This window comes from Acidovorax sp. KPB24-07 (assembly GCF_057543315.1).
In genome coordinates, this window is the sequence record NZ_BAAJYS010000026.1 from 1 (window position 1) to 16,355 (window position 16,355).

Below are 16,355 nucleotides of genomic sequence, written 5' to 3' on the forward strand. Positions count from 1 at the left end.
GGTTGTCGTCCACCACCAGCACGCGGCGCCCTCGCACGCCGGGCGGCGGCCGCAGTGCGGAAACGGTCATGCCGCAATCGAGCGGCAGCGTCACCCAGAAGGCCGAGCCCTTGCCGGGTTCGCTCTCGGCACCCACCTCGCCGCCCATGAGTTCGGCCAAGTTCTTGCAGATGGCCAGGCCCAGGCCGGTGCCGCCGTAGCGCCGCGTGGTGGATGCATCGGCCTGCTGGAAGCTCTGGAACAGCCGCCCCATCTGCTCGGGGGTCATGCCGATGCCGGTGTCGCGCACCTCAAAGCGCAGCAGCACGCGCTGGCCCGCGCGCTCGAGCACGCGCACCAGGATGTGGATCTCGCCGCGCTCGGTGAACTTGATGGCGTTGTTGGCGAAGTTGATGAGGATCTGCCCCAGCCGCAACGCATCGCCCACCAGGTGCGCGGGCACGTCGGCGGCGGCATCGAGCACCAGCTCCAGTCCCTTCACGCCCGCCTTGTAGCCCACCACGTCGGCCACGCCCTCCAGCATGCGGTCGAGCACGAAGGGCTGCTTTTCGACGATGAGCTTGCCGGCCTCGATCTTGGAGAAATCCAGGATGTCGTTGATCACGCCCAGCAGGTGCTGGCCGGCCTGCTGGATCTTGGAGACGTAGTCGCTCTGGCGCGGCGTGAGGCCCGATTTGAGCGCCAGGTGCGACATGCCGATGATGGCGTTCATCGGCGTGCGGATCTCGTGGCTCATGTTGGCCAGGAAGTTGGATTTGAGCGCGGTGGTCTCCTCCGCCATCTCCTTGGCGCGGCGCAGCTCGCGCTCGGCCCGCTGGCGGTCGGTGATGTCCACGAAGGTGCCGATCACGCCGCCCGGCGTGCCATCGGGCCTCTGGAACCCATGCAGCCAGAACAGCGTGTGGTGGATCTCGCCGTCGGCATAGGGCAGGTCCACCTCCTTGTGCACCGACTGCGCGCCGCTCAGCGCGAACTGCGCATCGGAGTCGAAGGCGGCGCGCTCGGCCTCGGACAGGTAATGCAGGTCCAGCACGGTGCGGCCGATGAGGTCGTCGCGCCGCACGCCGAAGGCGCGCTCGTAGGCGCGGTTGAAACCCACGTAGCGCCCCTCCGCGTCCTTGTAGAACAGCGGCACGGGAATCGCGTCGATGAGCGCCTGCTGGAACACCAGCTGCTCGGCCACCTGCGCCTCCAGCAGCTTCTGGTCGTTCACGTCCACCTGCACGCCGATCAGTCGCCGCGCGCGGCCTTCGTCGTCGCGGATGATGCGCGCCGCGCACAGGAACCAGCGCACCTCGCCATCGTGCCGCACCACGCGCCAGGAGTCCTGCAACTGGCCGTCGCTGCCAGCCAGGGCGCTGTCGATGCGCGCCTGGGCGCGGGCCCGGTCCTCGGGGTGCAGGCGGTCGAGCCAGTCCTGCAGGCTTCGCCCTTGGGGCTGCGGCGGCACGCCGTACAGGGATTCGAGCTTGTCGCTCCACACCAGCCGGTCCGAGGCCAGGTCCAGGTCGAACACGCCCACCTTGCCGGCCTCCTGCGCCAGCGCCAGGCGGTCGTTGATCTCGCGCATGGCTTCCTCGGCCGCGCGCGCCTCGCTCACGTCCTCGATCACCCACAGGCACGAATCGCTGAAGCCGTCCATCTCCAGGCCGCGGCCGGACACGCGGGCCTCGAACGTCGTGCCGTCCAGTCGGTGCAGCGTGCAGACCTCCCGGACCGCCTCGCCCGCCGCCAGCCGGGCGCCGGTGCGCTCCAGAAACACGCCATGGCCCTGCGCGCCGCCGAACATCCGCGACACGGAGTGGCCGAGCAACTCGGTGGCCGAGCCTTTCATCAACTCGGCGAATGCCGGGTTGAACTGGCGGAACACGCCGTCGCACACCAGCAGGATGGGCGGCGCGTTGTCGAAGATGGCGGTCTGCTGGGCCAGCAGGTCGTTGAGCAGGCGCTCGCGCCGCTGCAGTTCGTGGTGGGCGGTGATGCGGTCGGTGACGTCCTCGTGCAGCCCGACGATGGCGATGCGCCGGCCCCGCTGGTCGAACACAGGCGAGAGCGTCGCCTCTTCATGGAACAGGGTGCCGTCCGCCCGGCGGTTGATGAATTCGCCGCGCCAGGACTGGCCCGACAGCAGCCGCGCCCACAGTTGCTGGTAGGTCTCGGGTGGCGTCTGGCCGCTGGAGATGACCGAGGGCTTGCGGCCACGCACCTCCTGCAGCGTGCGGCCGCTGTTGCGCTCGTACTCGGTGTTGACCCACTCGATGCGCCCCTGCGCGTCGGTGATGACCACCGCCACCGGGCTGGTCTGCAGCGCCGCGCCCAGCACCTGGAACCGCTCCATCGCGGACGTCATGCGGGCGCGGTGGCGCAGCATCTCCAGCATCATCCCGCCCATGAACAGCAGCAGGGCGAACGTACCGCCGCCGATCAGCCAGCGCCGCGACGGGGGCAGCAGCGCGCTCAAATCGTCCAGCGCGACAAGCTGCCAGGTGCCGTCGGGGTCCTTCCAGTCGAGGGGGTGCTTTTCGAGCGCGTAGGTCGTCCCGTTCACCACCACCTCGCGCGCATCGAGCCGAAACGGCAGCGCCGACGCCACGCCGTTGTCGAAGACCTTGCCGAACTGCCGCTGGTCGCGCACGGCATCGATGCGTGCCTGGGTGAGCGGCGGCGCCATGGCGTAGCGCCATTCAGGCCGGGTGGCCGAAAAGGCCACGCCCTTGGGCGACATCAGCAGCATGGGGTAGCCCGAGCGGGCCATCTGCGCATCGAACGCGTCGAACGACACCTTGACCATCACCACGCCGATGATGGCGCTGGCCGGCGAATCGCCCTCGTACAGCGGCGCGGCGTAGTACAGGCCGCGCTCCTGCGTGTTGCTGCCCAGGGCCGGGTACACGTTCACGCCGCCCCGGATGGCCTGCTTGAAATACGGCCGGTAGGCCAGGTTGATGCCGGTGGACGGCGCGCCCGGCGTCTCGTGCGCCACCACGGTGCCATCGCGCGACAGCACGTACACGCCGCTCATGAGGAACCGGCCGCGCACCACGGCCAGGCGGGCGAGCGCCTCGGGCGCATCGGGGGGCAGCTCGCCGGTCGCCACCTCTTTCAGCGCGGGCTCGCTGAGCCCCAGCAGCGTCACGGCACCGAGGATCGGGCTGCCCATGCTCTGGTTGAGCAGCGAATCGGCCGTGTGCGCCAGCTGGCGGCTGCGCTCTTCCCCCCGGCCCGAGGCACGCACGTGCGCCACGGTTTCGACCACCAGCCACGCACCGAGCAGCGCCATGGCGATGACCAGCGCGGCCCCACGGCGCCACCGCGCGTCGCCCATGGCGTGGTCGTGCAGGCCGCCGATGCCGCCGGAGCGGGTGCTCACCGCCATGGGCCGGTACCCCATGCCGCTGGCCGGCCCCGGGGGCCGAAGGCGGTCGCGCAGGTAGCGCGCTCGCTATGCATTCGTGGAGACACCATCACAGTCGCTTTGAACCTTCCATCACGGCAGGACACACACACTGGTCAGGACATGCCTGAGGGGCACGCGCCCTGCAGTATGTCAAAACGTAACAGTTCTTGGAACCTTTTACTTCCAAGCCGTTTTTGGACAATCGGGATGTACCCGCGCCCGGCCCGCTGCGGCCAGGGCACCGCCCTGTCAAAACCGGGGTTGTCAACCGGTCCTGTTCGCTTCCCATCTCGCCCGGCCGGCGAGCGGCCGCCCCGAAGCGGCCCGCCCATCTCGCTGCCGTTTCTTTTCTTGCCACCCCATCCAAAGGAGCCCCCTCGACGATGCTGGATTTCCTGTCCCTCTCCCCCTGGCTCGCCACCTTGCTCGGCGCCAGCCTGGCCGCCATGGCCGGTGCCATGGCCCACCGCATCGCCGCGCTGCTCGCCCTGCGGGCCACGCGCGGGCTGCCCGTACTGCAGACCGTCGTGCAGGCCTGCGTCCCCGCCATGCGCGTGCTGCTGCCCCTGTTCGCCACGCAATTGGTCTGGGTGGCCGCGGCCGATACGCTGCCCCACCTCGGCACGGTGCGGCACCTCACGGGGCTGGCGCTCATCGCGGTGACAGCCTGGGCGCTGATCGCCGCCATCGGCGGAGTGGCGGACGGACTCATCGCCCGCTACCCGGCGAACGTGGAAGACAACCTGACGGCGCGCCGCGTGGCCACGCAGGCCCGGGTGCTGTCACGCACCGCCATGACGGGCGTGGTGATGGCCGCGGTATCGCTCATGCTCATGACCTTTCCTGGCGCACGGCAGGTGGGCGCCAGCCTGCTGGCCTCGGCCGGCGTGGTCGGCATCGTGGCCGGTATCGCGGCACGGCCCGTGTTCAGCAACATCATCGCGGGCCTGCAGATCGCGCTCGCCCAGCCCATCCGCATCGACGACGTGCTGATCGTGCAGGGAGAATGGGGCCGCGTGGAAGAGATCACGGGCACCTACGTGGTGCTGGCCATCTGGGACGAGCGGCGGCTGATCATCCCGCTGCAGTGGTTCATCGAGAACCCCTTTCAGAACTGGACACGGACCAGCTCGCAGATCCTGGGCACCGTGTTCCTGTTCGCGGACTACCGCCTGCCGCTGGACCCGCTGCGCGCCGAACTGAGCCGCGTCCTGGAGACGGCTCCGGAATGGGACCGGCGCGTGAGCGTGCTGCAGCTCACCGACGTGACCGAGCGCACCATCCAGATCCGCGTGCTGGTCTCGGCCCGATCGTCGGGCCTGGCGTTCGACCTGCGCTGCCGCGTGCGCGAGGCGCTGGTCACCTTCATCCAGCGCGAATACCCGGACTGCCTGCCGCAGGTGCGTGGCCCGCAGGAGACCGCGCGTGCCGACGCATCGCTCGCCCCGTCGCCGTGACGACCACCCACAAACCCCTATTGCAGGAACTCCGTTTGCCACGCGGCGCTGGCGGCCATGCCATGTCTTTTGACATAGGCGGTTGGAGCGCTTGCAGGTATAAAACGCAGTTACTAGAAAGACGAGCGGAATGACCCAAAGGGCGGCGGAAATACTGGTGGTGGACGATCATCCCGAGACGGCGGAGCTGGCAGCGATGGCCCTCCAACTGGATGGTTTTACCGCTGCGATTGCCAACAGCGGCGCGGACGCGCTGAACTACATCGAAAAGCACCAGCCGGCCTGCGTGCTGCTGGATTTCGACATGCCAGGCATGGATGGCCTGGAACTGGCGCGGCGCGTGCGCGACAAGCACAACGACGATATCGTCCTGATCGCCCTGACCGGCTGGACGGACACCAACGACCGCGTCACCGAACTGCTGGCGGTAGTGGACCACCACTTTCTCAAGCCCGTCGATTGGCGGCGCCTCACGGGCATTCTGTCGCCGCTGCGCTGAACGCTTTCGCTGCGGGGCGAAGGTTGCGGTTTCAAGGTGCCGCGCATAAGCCCCCTTCCCTTTCTTTCCGACGCATTCGGTCTCCGCCGCGCGGCCTGCCGCCTTCGGTTTACCCGCGCTACCACTCAGGCCTCCTTCCACGGGCATTACAGGCCTTCTCGACCCACAAGCGGCACGGCACTCGGCCCTCCCCGACACCACCGCGACCCCTCGCCCAGCGATTTCGCGCGGGCGGAGCCCACCCGGGGGAAAATCGGCGGACTCATCCCCGCGCGAAGCCACATGGCCGCAGGCGGGGGATGCTCCGAAGACGAACGGCGCGTGCGCCAACAAGATGGGTCGAACATGAAACTTGCCACATGGAACATCAATCGTTGATTCAGGGCGTTTTTTTAATGCACCAGATACCTCCGCAAGTCGTTGATTTCAATGGGATTATTGGTTCATAACGTTTGATAACGTGTCATAGTGGCGCGGCCCCGTTGGGTAGCCCAGTGGGTAGCTACACTGCTAGAGCGTGTTATGAACTTTGCTCCGTGAGAGCGAAGCCAAGGGTAGAGTTTGCAGATGCCCCGCAAGCGCCTTACCTGAGCCTGATGGACCAGCACGCGCCCCAGCGCGAGCATGATCTGCGAGAAGTCTTCAACGCGCTGCGCTGGCTGGTGCGCGCGGGAGCGCCCTGGCGGATGCTGCCCAACGATCTGCCGCCCTGGGAAGCGGTTTACCAGCAGAGCCGGCGGTGGCTGGATGCGGGCTGCTTCGAGGCCATGGTCTCTGATCTGCGCTCCATCATCCGCGTGGCCCAAGGGCGCCAGGGCCAGCCCAGCGCCGTGGTGATGGACGGGCGAACGCTGCAATCGAGTTGCGAGAGTGGCCCACGTGCAGGCTATGACGGCTACAAACGCAAGCGAGGCAGCAAGGTGCACATGGCCGTGGACACGCTGGGCCATCTCCTGGCGGTACATGTCACGCCGGCCGACGAGCAAGAGCGCGCTCAGGTGCACCAGTTGTGCGAGGACGTGCAGCAGGCCACTGGCCATACGGTGCAACGGGCCTGGGCAGACCAAGGCTACACGGGTAAGGCGGCATCCAAGGCGGCGCAGGACAACGGCATCGATCTGCAGATCGTGAAGCTGCCCGAGGCGAAGAAAGGCTTTGTACTGCTGCCGCGGCGCTGGGTGGTGGAGCGAAGCTTTGGTTGGCTGGCGAGGTTCCGCGGGCTCTGCCGGGACTATGTGCGGTTGCCGGAAGTGCTCGGCGGGCTGCATTTTCTGGTGTTTGCAGTGCTCATGTTGCCCGCCGCTGCACGGGTGCTAGCTGCGGCGGGAAGTTCATAACACGCTCTAGCTACCCAATTGGGATATCAAGATGCCGAAGGTCACACACACGCTTTCAGACCTGCAAATAAGACGGTGGATTACCAAAGGCGAGCCCATCGCAAAGTCGGATGGCGATGGGCTGACATTCACGCTTTCGGCCGGAGGCACCGCCTCCTGGGTTCTTCGCTACCGTCTGCCAGGCGGCCGGCGCAAAGAACTGGCCATCGGAAACTACCCCGACACTTCACTATCCGCTGCGCGCGAACTGGCCCGCAGCATCCGCGCTTCGATTGATTGCGGAGCGGACCCCGCCGCAGAAAAGCAGGAGCGCAAGGGCCGGGAAGCGGCAGAGTGGACCATCCGCGAGCTGGTCGCCGACTTCCGCGAAAAGCGCCTGCTCGTGCCCTTGTACGCCCAGGGCACCATCAACTACCGGAACGCCGACTTCGACCAGATCGTGTTGCCTCGGTTCGGGTCGTGGAAGGTGACGAAGGTGAACTCCATGGACAACGCCACAAATCGAGAAGGGGTATAGAAAGCAGGCACGAAGGAAAGACCGATTGAGCCATCGCGCCCCAGGCTCTGAGGCAACGTGCATCCACAGATTTCGGCCGTTAAACCCTCGTAGAGCATCCCGCCCACTAGGTCGCCGTCCCGGCGTAGCCCGATGGCGCGGGCATCCTGCGCACACGCCAGCCCAGGCACGCGGGCCTGAACAAAGGGCAGAACAACAGCGAAATCGTATTCCATAGAATGAGCCATGCGGGCATGTTGGCAGGCTTGGCACGCGCTAAGACGACTTGGCTAACGATCTGGCATCATCAATCGATTGATACCCAGATTCCCCACATTCCCCACGTTCAATGAAATTCAAACTTCTGGCGGATTCGTTCGATTCAGTGTTCCTAGACAAGCCAACTGGAGGAAAACTTCGGCTCGTGGTTGATCGGCTGGATCGACCTACCACGTTGTCAGATTTCCACGTTGGAGATGGCCAGATAACTAGCGGCATTTCGGATTACGACACTCCCTTCGTCACTACAGAAATCATTAGCGCCAATCAACTATTGATTTCGATGGAAGGCACAAGCTTCTGGTTGAGAACGGATTTGAGTGTTGATAGACCCAGAAGCAGCTTCAGTGCCGCGCCCATACCCATTGTCAAAGGCACTCCTATATACACTCAGCCGGTTGTTGAGCCGATGGATCAACCTGTTCACACGCCTTCGTTTGGTAGGTTCATAGTGCGAGAAATCACTGTTTTGGCACAGCCGGCCAAACAATAACGGCAGGATCTTTTTGAAATGCGCTGATAGCGGGGCTCTCCCTCTGAGATAGCTCCCTGATTCCCCGGCCCCGTCCTGTCACTTATCTTTGGAGATAGGAACAGGACTGTGCATATGACTAGGCATACGGAGTCAGTAGAGGTAGTGGTGAAGGACCAGCGCCGCAGGCGCTGGTCCCTGGCTGAGAAAGCGGCCCTGGTGCGGCGCACCTACGAGCCAGGCATGAGCGTGTCGCTGGTGGCCCGCCAAGAAGGCGTTTCGGCGGGGCTGCTGTTCCAATGGCGCAGGCTCGAACGCCAGGGAGCGTTGACGGCCGTGTCTGCAGGTGAGGCGGTGGTGCCGGCATCGGAGCTGGCTGCCGCTCGCGCGGAGATCGCCAAACTCCAGCGCGTGCTCGGCAAGAAGACCCTGGAGAACGAAATTCTCAAGGAAGCCGTGGAGTACGCCGCGACAAAAAAAGTGGATTGCGCGCTCGCCCTTGTTGCCCGGGGACGACCAGTGAAGACGGTCTGCCGGACGATGGGGCTAGCGCGCTCGCACGTGTGCGACCTGCTGGTGCGCGATGAAGACTGGACCGATGGCCGCAGGCACCGCACGCCCAGTGGGGATGCCGAACTGCTCGCCGAACTGCGCCAGGAGATTGCGCAGTTGCCCAGCTACGGCTACCGGCGTGCAGCCCCGCACAGGATTAGCGCACCATTGGCGCCGCGAATCTCCGTGTCCAGGACCTCATAGAAAGACGTCAGCCCCAGCTTGACGATTTTGTCCTTCAGCAGCCGGTGCACAGAGTCGCGCATCGACTTCTGGATTTCGCGCGCGCAGAAGATACGCAGGGGCTTCCTTGCGCCCAGGTCGAGCAGCACCTCGGCCACGCCGTGAGACTTCCCGCCGCCGCGCCCGCCTTGCAACACCTTGTATCGGTACGGTTCATACAAGCCGGCCAGCTTCTCGGGAAGCTGTAGATTCACCGCCAGCACGTCAATCCTCTTTGCGGACCTGCGGGCGCACGAACGTCACCGTGCTGGCGATCTGCAGGGCACCGCCATCCGGCCCGGTGTGCACCGCCTCAATCTTGTCGCCGTACTTCTTGGGGGCCATCTTGCTGGCGAGCCACTTGCGGGCATCGACGCGCAGACGGTTGCGGGCGACAGAAGTGGGATCAACACCTCTTCCGTGTTCCTCTCGTCGTCGTCGTTTGAGCCGTGCTTGTCGGCCTTCACCATGGTGCACTCTTCGTCGGCAATGGCCAGAATGTCCTCGGCCATAAAATCCGCCTGCGCCTCGCGCGCGCATGTATTGGTCCTTGAATGCGGTCTTGTCATCCTCGGTCAACCAGCGCAGCACCGTCGCCACACCCAGCATTCCTAGCATCGCGCAGATCGAGCGCAGGCTATTGCCCGTCGATAAGAGCGTGCAGATGCTGTCGCACCGCAGGGCTATAACGATTGGGAGCGGCCCGAGTTGAGGGGCTCTTACGAGGGGGCGGGCTCTTGCGTGCTGCCCCCGCCTTGCTTTTGGCCTTCACGGGCTTGGCAGGCTTTGGGGTTGGTTTTGTCATGCCGCGAAGCTGACAGGCTTGGCACGGCTACAGGGGCGCACCGGCAAGGACAAGCCCTGGCGCTCTACAGCTCGGGGCTTGCTCGGGATCGGTTAGCGGGATGCCAGGGCTAAGCATTCTTACGGGCTGAAACTGCCAACTGGTCAGGCTTTCCGCTGTTTTGCCAAGTCCGCAATGGTGTCCATTCCTTTGATGATGATGGCTTGAGGATCTAAGCCATACGATGGAGCTTCATCTGATTTGCCACCCCGAAAGAAAACGCGGAGAGCCAGCTCGGCGCGAAGTTTTGCGCCGGCCTCACCTTCCACAGTTTTAAGGAATGGCTCTAGGACAGAAAAGTCGAGAGAAGTCCTGCGCAACTCTACAGCTTGCGCACGGTGCTTCGCAGATTCACGCGCCAAATACGCGGTAGGGACAGCCATCAAGAGCGAAATGGCAACCCGTATCGCACCGGTCCTCCACTCCAGACCAGCGAACGACAGTTCAAACAGCGTGCCTCCTAGAAACAGAAGTGTCGCCCCCATCAGCCCAATGGAGAACCACCGAAAGAGATTCGCCGACGACTCCTCTTTCGCCGAACTTCCGACATAGCCTCCGGATAAGGTCGTCGCGGCCATTTGGTCAAGCATTTTCAATGCTTGGTTCTTATACCCTTCGAAAGCAACAAGCTGTTCATTGAGAGTGCTAGACACCGCAGTGAAATTGCCGCGTATATCTTCGACTTGCTCGTTTAGCTCTTTGCGAAAGATATCTGCTTGTGAAGCAGTGAGCGCCTCCACCCGTTGCGCAGACGCATCCGCAATCTCTCCGAGAGCCTGAAGGCGTGCCTCTATGACCGCAATCTGCCTCTCAGTTTTCTCCGCAACTCCGGCGAGTCCAGCATACCTCTTGTCGATTGCGTCAAAAGAATGCAGCAGTGCTGCCGGAACCATAGAGTCGTCGAAAGGAGGAGGAGGTGTAGGATGGCCACCTACATGAGCGGCGGCATACATCCTTAAATCCTGGCTTGCATCCCTGAGGCTATCTGCAATTTCCTTTCCGATATTTTTCAAAGAACTCGATTTCTGCCACTCATCAGCTATCGAATGTCCATAGATACCTACTGCATCCGCGCTGTCAACTGCAAGATCAATATTATTCTTATGCCAGCGCTCGTAGAAGCTACTTAGTCTTTCTGCGATAGCGCTAGCCGGCTCCATCACAGATTTAGGCGGTGCCCCCTCATTGAGGTTAAGCAGCGTTATATATGCATCACGAACCCTCTGAACCTTAGTGAAGAGTTCCTTGGAATTGACTGCAGCGGCAGGGTATGGATTTTCCATAATTCACACTTTGCTAATTTTTAAAAAGTGTAATGCTGAACGCTACGACTTCATTTGCACAACGAATAACGAAAGACTGACTTACGCCCGGGTAGCGCGACCTCTTCAGACTTGATGTGCCTCTGGTCCCTGAGGAACTGCAGCGCCCAGTCGATTTCCCCCTTGGAGCGGCCCAGCGCCATCACCAACTCGTAATGGTAGAACCAGCGGCCCGGGCTATGCCGCAGATAGCGCAGCAGCACGTCGGTGCCGCTGCCTGACCGGATCACGCCGGCCGGCCTCGGATTGTTCTGACGGGGCTTGTCCTGCTCCTGGCGCGTGCCCAATTGGCCCGCTGTCCAGTTGATCGGGTCGTGCATGTTGCTCACGGCCTACTCCCTCAAGTCATTGCGCGGTAGGCCTCACCCCGGCCCGACTGCGCAAGCGCCTTGCGCGAGGCCTCTTGCGCCTTTGCCACCATGTCGTCACGGCCAGCAGCCTTGCACAGTTGGGACGAGGTGGTGCAGGAACGTTTGGTACTTGAAGGCCTTCGCTTCCTCCTGCAGCGCGACGATTTCAGGGCGCAGCAGGTGCAGGGCCAGCTTCAGATCGGCGCGCCTGGCATCCAGGGCAACGCGGGTTTTCAGTGGGCAGCTCACACCGTCCACCACGTAATCGCGCTTGTGGTTCGCCAGCGCCGCCTCAACCGTCAGCAGCTCGCTGCGCATCGCATTGAAGCGCTCGATCTTCTCGTCCATCGTGCCCCCTGAAAAATGAATGTTGCGTTTGCAACATAATTTTTTTTAGAAGGCTTGTGTAAGTTTTTTCTTACCCCGCAGTGCCACCGAGAGCCCTGGCAGCGCCTCCACCAGCAACGTGACCACCTCGTCCGCGCGTGCCTGGCTCGCAGTGTCCAGCACCAGCAGACGGGCATCCAAACACAGGCCTACGTCTCGCAGTTCTCGGTAGTGGCCATCAATGGCTACCAGCTCCGAGACGCCCTGAGCCTTATCGTACCGGCAGGCTCCGCCGAGCAGCTGGCTTCCACCGTGTGCGTGCATCCGGGGCCAGCCAGAAAAACCAGAAATGGCGTCGAACCGGCGGGCCTCTTCTGCTGGCTGCAGGAATACCCGGACGAGGGCAGCGTTCGCCTCGATGAGCACCCCCGCCCGGAGATTGCTGTGGCGAGCCCTTCGGACGCCCGAGCGTTTCAGATCCTGCTGAAGGTCGTTGAGGCTGCGCGCTGGGTCGAAGCCCACTCGGACAAGACACGCCAGCCCGACGCCTACCGGCTCGTGCGCGCCGCGCTGAATCTTGCCTCTCCCCTCATCAACTCGCACATCGACGCGATGTGCAATCCCGTAGCGCCAACCGCCGCTGAAAAGCACAGCCGGTGAAGTCCCCCTCACTCTGCTGGGCCGACGAAGCCGACATTTAGGACAGCACGTTCGACGTGATGCAAGTCGGCGACCTGCGTTGCCGCAGCGCCGTCTTAACACTGACCGAGTAAGCCAAGACTGCAGCCTAACCATAGGCCAGGCCAGGCCAGGCCAGAGCACAGGCCAGACATCGTGCCGTGCGCTGCATCAACCGATGCCGGTCGCCTAAACCAGCATACGGTCATCCAGGCAATGCAACCTGGACGTGGCCTAGACAGAACCTACTTTGCAGGAACACAGAGGCCGCTGACATGGATCACACCAGCCACTTCTACAGACATGGCAGGGATGGCCCCTCCAAGTCGACTGATCTCAGCTTCGATATCACTCCGAGCGTGTGCCACTGCTGCGCCCAACTCGTCAACTAGACCAAACAGGTGTTTCACAGGCTTTCCCGGGTTAATCTCCAATTCGTGCTGCAACTCTGAAGAGCGGTCGTGACTGTAAAGACTGCGTGGGTAGCAGCCCAGTTTGGAAGGTCAAGCACGGGGATAGACCTAGAGCGTGTTATGCACTTTGAGTAATCCGGGATCGGTGAAGCTAGAGTGCGGGCATGCCCCGCAAGCCCCACCCGACGGATGTCAGCGACGAAGAATGGAGTTTCGCTGGCCCCTACCTGACGCTGATGGAAGAGACTGCACCGCAGCGCCGAAAACCAGCGGCGGCGTGCGCGCGCGCGGATCGCGGAGCTGGAACACAGCAGGGCGATGGACGGCGCGCAGTTGCGCAAAGTCTCAGAGGAGAAACGCCTCCTGATAAACGCTGTCGATGAGGCGCGCTACATCCTTGGTGACAGCGTGGCTCTGCCGCCCCAAGCCGTCCCGATCAGACTGCAGCAAGGGCAGCAATCGTTCGCCATCGCGCCCAGGGAGCCAATGGGCGACTTCCTGTGGGCCACCTTGCACGAGCCCGTGCATGTAAAGCTGGAGAGCATGCATGCGCTGGTGCTGGAGACGGAAAAGCGGCAGACCGATATGGGCCTGCATGTGCGCGTGCAGTTGGCAAATGGTGACTGGGCCTATGCCATCTCCGAGACGGCAATGCGCCGCATGCCTATCGACGCCCTGCACGCGCTGCTGGAAAGCGACCTGTCCCGGCAGGTGGCCGCGTTGATTGCCAAGCACATCCAGGGGCGTCGATGACCAACTCCACAGCCCCCGACTGGTCCGCGGCAGACCGCGCCTACCGGCTACACCACCTCACCCGTCAGCAGTGCGTCGCCGCTGGCATCAGCCCCCGCCACGAGCGCTGCGATGAAGGCGCGGCCTTGTGGACCACATACAAAGAGGCGGGCAACCCGCCGCAATTCGCCTGGCTCAGCCGCGGAGAGCACCGCAGTGACCAAAGCAAACCAACCAGCCGCCGGTAATCGCCGCGTGCACACGTTCCCGTCACCTCATCGCACACCGCCACCGCAGGTGGACACGCTCACCGAGCCGTCCCACCTGTTGTACCGGATCGCTCGGGCCTGCCAGAAGCTGGACGGTTCACGCTCCACGGTTTACCGCCTCGTGAAGGACAAGAAGCTGGTGCTGGTCAAGCTGGGCGAGCGGGATCACCGCAGCCAGCATGAATCGGTACATCCAGCAGCTCGAAGCGCGCAGCGATGGGTAGGATTGGACCCGTCGATCTTCCGCGCTCCAAGCGCAGCAGAGTTGGGTAGCTGGCCGGGTAGCCAGCCACCCTATCGCCGATTAACCACATCTAAGCCTTTGATTAATAAGGCATTGGAACAGTAATGCAAATTGCCACATGGAACATCAACTCTCTCTCCGTGCGCCTGCCCCAGGTGATCGCCTGGCTCGCCGACAACCCCGTGGACGCGCTGTGCTTGCAGGAACTGAAGCTGGTGGACGAAAAGTTTCCCCATGACGCGTTGAAGGAGATCGGCTACCACGCGGTGGCCTTCGGCCAGAAAACCTACAACGGCGTTGCCATCCTGAGCCGCACCCCGCTGCGCGACGTGGTGCGGAACATCCCCGCCCACGAAGACGCGCAGGCCCGCGTGATCGCCGCCACCCTGGACACCCCGGACGGCCCCCTGCGGCTGGTGAATGGTTATTTCGTCAACGGCCAGGCGCCAGGGTCGGAAAAATTCGCCTACAAGATGCTGTGGCTCGAAGCGCTGCACCGCTGGCTGCGTGAGGAACTGCAGGCGCACCCGCGCCTGGCCCTGCTGGGCGATTTCAACGTGGCCCCCGAAGACCGCGACTCGTTCGATCCGGTGGGCCTCAAGGACACCATCCACCACACCGTGGAGGAACGCGGCCATTTCCAGCAGCTGCTGCAACTGGGCCTGACCGACGCCTACAGACTGTTCGACCAGCCCGAAAAGAGCTACTCGTGGTGGGACTACCGCATGCTGGGCTTCCAGAAGAACCGCGGCCTGCGCATCGACCACATCCTGGTGAGCGAAGCGCTGCGGGCGCGCGTGACCGCTTGCACGATCGACCGCGCGCCGCGCAAGAACCCGCAGCCCAGCGACCACGCGCCGGTCGTCGCCACGCTGGACTAACCAACGAAGCCGCGGCCCCTCGCGGGCCAGCGGGGGTCAGCGACGGGCCGTGCCCGCCAGCCCCATTTCCACATCCAGCGGCCTGCGGGCGGTGGGCCCCAGGCGCTCCTGCGCCCAGGCCATCACGTTGGGCGCCTGCTGCCAGCCGTCCTGGATTTTCCGGGCGGCGTATGCACCGCCCTGGGCCACATACGGGACCCCGATTTCGATCAACCCCGACATGAGTCCGAACAGCATGACCGACGAGGCCCGCTTGCCCGCCAGCATGCCGGCATCGGCCCGGTCGGGGGGCAGCGATGCCGGCGATCCTGCGAGGTCGATGCTGGCGTTGGCGGCAAAGAGCTCGGACGCAAACAGGCCCACCGTGGCCACCACCGCGACCGGCACGGGCGAGGTCACCAGGGATTTGGCGCCCTGCAGCGCCGACGGGCCCATGGCCTTGATCCTGTCGCCCCAGGAGGTCTGGGTCTTGTCGATGACTTCGGGCAGGTCGTCGCGCAGCAGCATGCGGGCGTCATATGGCACCGTCTGCGACAGCTTCATCACGTTTTTCGCCCCGGCGGCCAGCATGCCGCCGAACCCATCGATGAAAGTCGCGTCGATGCGGTCCGCCCAGGCACGGTTCACGCTGTGGTCGCCCCGGCCCTCGATGGCAGCCTGGATGTAGGGCTCCACCGTCCTGGGCAGGTTCTTGGCCACGTTGAGACCCGCCGAAACGCCCGCGTTCTTCAGAATCTCCGCGTGCGGATCCGGCCGCAACGACGCCGGCAACCGGGCGTTGCCGCCATAGTCGTTGTAGATGCCGGGCTTGATGATGGCCCCGCCCACCACGCTGGTGAACACATCGACCGCGCCCACGCCGACGCCCACCGCCAGCCCCAGCAGCGAGGGATTCCTGAGCAGCGTCAACGGCAGCATCGCCACCAGCTTTTCGTTGGCCGCCGTCATGCCGGCCATGTAGCCCGCGCCATCGGCAAAGCCCATCCCGATAAAACTCAGCACCGCATCGTGCCGCCACGCCTGGCTCAGGAAATCGTGGAGCTTCTTCGGGGTGTCGATGCCTTTCGTGAAAAGCACTTCGGTGTTGCGCTCCAGCCGCGCGACCACGTCCGGTGCCTGCGCGACGGCCGGGCCCAGGAGAGCGGCGATGGTGTCCTCGACAACGTCATGCAATGCCTCCTCCCGAGGGGGAGACGTTCTGCCAGAGAAATAGACCGATGTCTGATCGGACACACTGTCGGACAGGTCAACCTCGACGAACGAAGCGGCCTCCAGGAAGATTGACCCAGGCGCGGCGGCATGTACGTCTCCGGCCGGCTGCACCAGCCCCGATGGGCGCGGCAATTCGGCCCGGGGCGAAGGCATGGCGGCACCGCCGTTCACCCGGCCAGAGCGCGGAAAAAGCGGCTGCAGCCCGTCGGAAGACACCGTGGTGCGCGTACGGGAGCGTTGCTGGGGCTCAGCCCTGTTGGCATTGACCTCGCGCCGATCGGCACCAGGAAAGCTCTGACCCCGCTCGGGGACCGGTCGCCGTGCGGATACCGGGCTGCTGTAGATTGCGTTCATGAAATCCCCCCCTTGTGT

16 protein-coding genes and 3 pseudogenes are annotated in these 16,355 nt (G+C 63.9%); 11 read left to right on the plus strand and 8 right to left on the minus strand.

Annotated elements, in window-relative coordinates; genetic code table 11:
• A partial coding sequence (locus AC27IQ_RS05555; RefSeq protein WP_487088763.1) for a PAS domain S-box protein occupies window positions 1–3,391 on the minus strand: 3,391 nt, incomplete at its 3' end.
• A gap of 389 nt (window positions 3,392–3,780) precedes the next feature.
• Between AC27IQ_RS05555 and AC27IQ_RS05560 the strand changes: the two genes are divergently transcribed.
• The 6 genes and pseudogenes from AC27IQ_RS05560 to AC27IQ_RS05585 form a co-directional block, all read left to right on the plus strand.
• Window positions 3,781–4,854 (plus strand): mechanosensitive ion channel family protein, encoded by a 1,074-nt coding sequence (locus AC27IQ_RS05560; RefSeq protein ID WP_284431521.1) that lies wholly within the window; start codon window positions 3,781–3,783, stop codon window positions 4,852–4,854.
• A gap of 130 nt (window positions 4,855–4,984) precedes the next feature.
• Window positions 4,985–5,353: a response regulator gene (locus AC27IQ_RS05565; protein ID WP_284427740.1), complete on the plus strand. Its 369-nt coding sequence runs from the start codon at window positions 4,985–4,987 to the stop codon at window positions 5,351–5,353.
• Window positions 5,354–5,889: 536 nt separating this feature from the next.
• On the plus strand, window positions 5,890–6,690 hold the full coding sequence (locus tag AC27IQ_RS05570; protein WP_487088766.1) for an IS5 family transposase: 801 nt from the start codon (window positions 5,890–5,892) through the stop codon (window positions 6,688–6,690).
• Between the two features lie 31 nt (window positions 6,691–6,721).
• Window positions 6,722–7,207, plus strand: coding sequence for an Arm DNA-binding domain-containing protein (locus AC27IQ_RS05575; RefSeq protein ID WP_487088768.1), 486 nt, complete (start codon window positions 6,722–6,724; stop codon window positions 7,205–7,207).
• Between the two features lie 328 nt (window positions 7,208–7,535).
• On the plus strand, window positions 7,536–7,958 hold the full coding sequence (locus AC27IQ_RS05580; RefSeq protein WP_487088770.1) for a hypothetical protein: 423 nt from the start codon (window positions 7,536–7,538) through the stop codon (window positions 7,956–7,958).
• 114 nt (window positions 7,959–8,072) lie between these two features.
• Window positions 8,073–8,684 (plus strand): annotated as a pseudogene (locus AC27IQ_RS05585) (transposase); the annotation flags it as partial.
• Here AC27IQ_RS05585 and AC27IQ_RS05590 read toward each other — a convergent pair.
• From AC27IQ_RS05590 to AC27IQ_RS05615, 6 genes and pseudogenes are all read right to left on the minus strand, one after another.
• On the minus strand, window positions 8,621–8,935 hold the full coding sequence (locus AC27IQ_RS05590) for a phage terminase large subunit (protein WP_487088772.1): 315 nt from the start codon (window positions 8,933–8,935) through the stop codon (window positions 8,621–8,623). The pseudogene AC27IQ_RS05585 and the gene AC27IQ_RS05590 sit on opposite strands and share 64 nt — an antisense overlap.
• Before the next feature lies 1 nt (window position 8,936).
• The gene (locus AC27IQ_RS05595) at window positions 8,937–9,404 is read right to left on the minus strand and encodes a terminase small subunit-like protein (RefSeq protein WP_487088801.1); all 468 of its coding nucleotides are present in this window, start codon (window positions 9,402–9,404) and stop codon (window positions 8,937–8,939) included.
• A 255-nt stretch (window positions 9,405–9,659) separates the two neighbouring features.
• On the minus strand, window positions 9,660–10,838 hold the full coding sequence (locus tag AC27IQ_RS05600; protein WP_487088774.1) for a hypothetical protein: 1,179 nt from the start codon (window positions 10,836–10,838) through the stop codon (window positions 9,660–9,662).
• A gap of 50 nt (window positions 10,839–10,888) precedes the next feature.
• A complete protein-coding gene (locus tag AC27IQ_RS05605) occupies window positions 10,889–11,197 on the minus strand; it encodes a hypothetical protein (RefSeq protein WP_487088803.1) in 309 nt (102 codons plus the stop codon).
• A 105-nt stretch (window positions 11,198–11,302) separates the two neighbouring features.
• On the minus strand, window positions 11,303–11,575 hold the full coding sequence (locus tag AC27IQ_RS05610; protein WP_487088775.1) for a hypothetical protein: 273 nt from the start codon (window positions 11,573–11,575) through the stop codon (window positions 11,303–11,305).
• 51 nt (window positions 11,576–11,626) lie between these two features.
• A pseudogene (locus AC27IQ_RS05615) lies at window positions 11,627–11,752 on the minus strand (recombination-associated protein RdgC); the annotation flags it as partial.
• 33 nt (window positions 11,753–11,785) lie between these two features.
• Between AC27IQ_RS05615 and AC27IQ_RS05620 the strand changes: the two are divergent.
• The 5 genes and pseudogenes from AC27IQ_RS05620 to xth all read left to right on the plus strand — a co-directional run bounded on the left by AC27IQ_RS05620 (window position 11,786) and on the right by xth (window position 14,771).
• A complete protein-coding gene (locus tag AC27IQ_RS05620; protein ID WP_487088777.1) occupies window positions 11,786–12,214 on the plus strand; it encodes a hypothetical protein in 429 nt (142 codons plus the stop codon).
• 595 nt (window positions 12,215–12,809) lie between these two features.
• Window positions 12,810–12,908: pseudogene (locus AC27IQ_RS05625) on the plus strand (IS5/IS1182 family transposase); the annotation flags it as partial.
• Between the two features lie 55 nt (window positions 12,909–12,963).
• Window positions 12,964–13,398 (plus strand): hypothetical protein, encoded by a 435-nt coding sequence (locus AC27IQ_RS05630; protein ID WP_487088779.1) that lies wholly within the window; start codon window positions 12,964–12,966, stop codon window positions 13,396–13,398.
• Window positions 13,399–13,593: 195 nt separating this feature from the next.
• The gene (locus tag AC27IQ_RS05635) at window positions 13,594–13,995 is read left to right on the plus strand and encodes a helix-turn-helix domain-containing protein (protein WP_487088781.1); all 402 of its coding nucleotides are present in this window, start codon (window positions 13,594–13,596) and stop codon (window positions 13,993–13,995) included.
• Window positions 13,995–14,771, plus strand: coding sequence for an exodeoxyribonuclease III (gene xth / locus AC27IQ_RS05640; RefSeq protein ID WP_487088783.1), 777 nt, complete (start codon window positions 13,995–13,997; stop codon window positions 14,769–14,771). The genes AC27IQ_RS05635 and xth overlap by 1 nt, the downstream gene beginning before the upstream one ends.
• Before the next feature lie 36 nt (window positions 14,772–14,807).
• Here the strand turns inward: xth and AC27IQ_RS05645 are convergent, their stop codons facing one another.
• Window positions 14,808–16,337, minus strand: a complete 1,530-nt coding sequence (locus AC27IQ_RS05645) for a hypothetical protein (RefSeq protein WP_487088785.1) — start codon at window positions 16,335–16,337, stop codon at window positions 14,808–14,810.
• Window positions 16,338–16,355: the final 18 nt, after the last annotated feature.

Excerpts from the sequence above, each read along its gene's own strand:
- AC27IQ_RS05560 (WP_284431521.1), top strand. The coding sequence starts at position 3,781 with ATGCTGGATTTCCTGTCCCTCTCCCCCTGGCTCGCCACCTTGCTCGGC.
- AC27IQ_RS05565 (WP_284427740.1), top strand. The coding sequence starts at position 4,985 with ATGACCCAAAGGGCGGCGGAAATACTGGTGGTGGACGATCATCCCGAG.
- AC27IQ_RS05575 (WP_487088768.1), top strand. The coding sequence starts at position 6,722 with ATGCCGAAGGTCACACACACGCTTTCAGACCTGCAAATAAGACGGTGG.
- AC27IQ_RS05580 (WP_487088770.1), top strand. The coding sequence starts at position 7,536 with ATGAAATTCAAACTTCTGGCGGATTCGTTCGATTCAGTGTTCCTAGAC.
- AC27IQ_RS05600 (WP_487088774.1), bottom strand. The coding sequence starts at position 10,838 with ATGGAAAATCCATACCCTGCCGCTGCAGTCAATTCCAAGGAACTCTTC.
- AC27IQ_RS05605 (WP_487088803.1), bottom strand. The coding sequence starts at position 11,197 with ATGCACGACCCGATCAACTGGACAGCGGGCCAATTGGGCACGCGCCAG.
- AC27IQ_RS05610 (WP_487088775.1), bottom strand. The coding sequence starts at position 11,575 with ATGGACGAGAAGATCGAGCGCTTCAATGCGATGCGCAGCGAGCTGCTG.
- AC27IQ_RS05630 (WP_487088779.1), top strand. The coding sequence starts at position 12,964 with ATGGACGGCGCGCAGTTGCGCAAAGTCTCAGAGGAGAAACGCCTCCTG.
- xth (WP_487088783.1), top strand. The coding sequence starts at position 13,995 with ATGCAAATTGCCACATGGAACATCAACTCTCTCTCCGTGCGCCTGCCC.
- AC27IQ_RS05645 (WP_487088785.1), bottom strand. The coding sequence starts at position 16,337 with ATGAACGCAATCTACAGCAGCCCGGTATCCGCACGGCGACCGGTCCCC.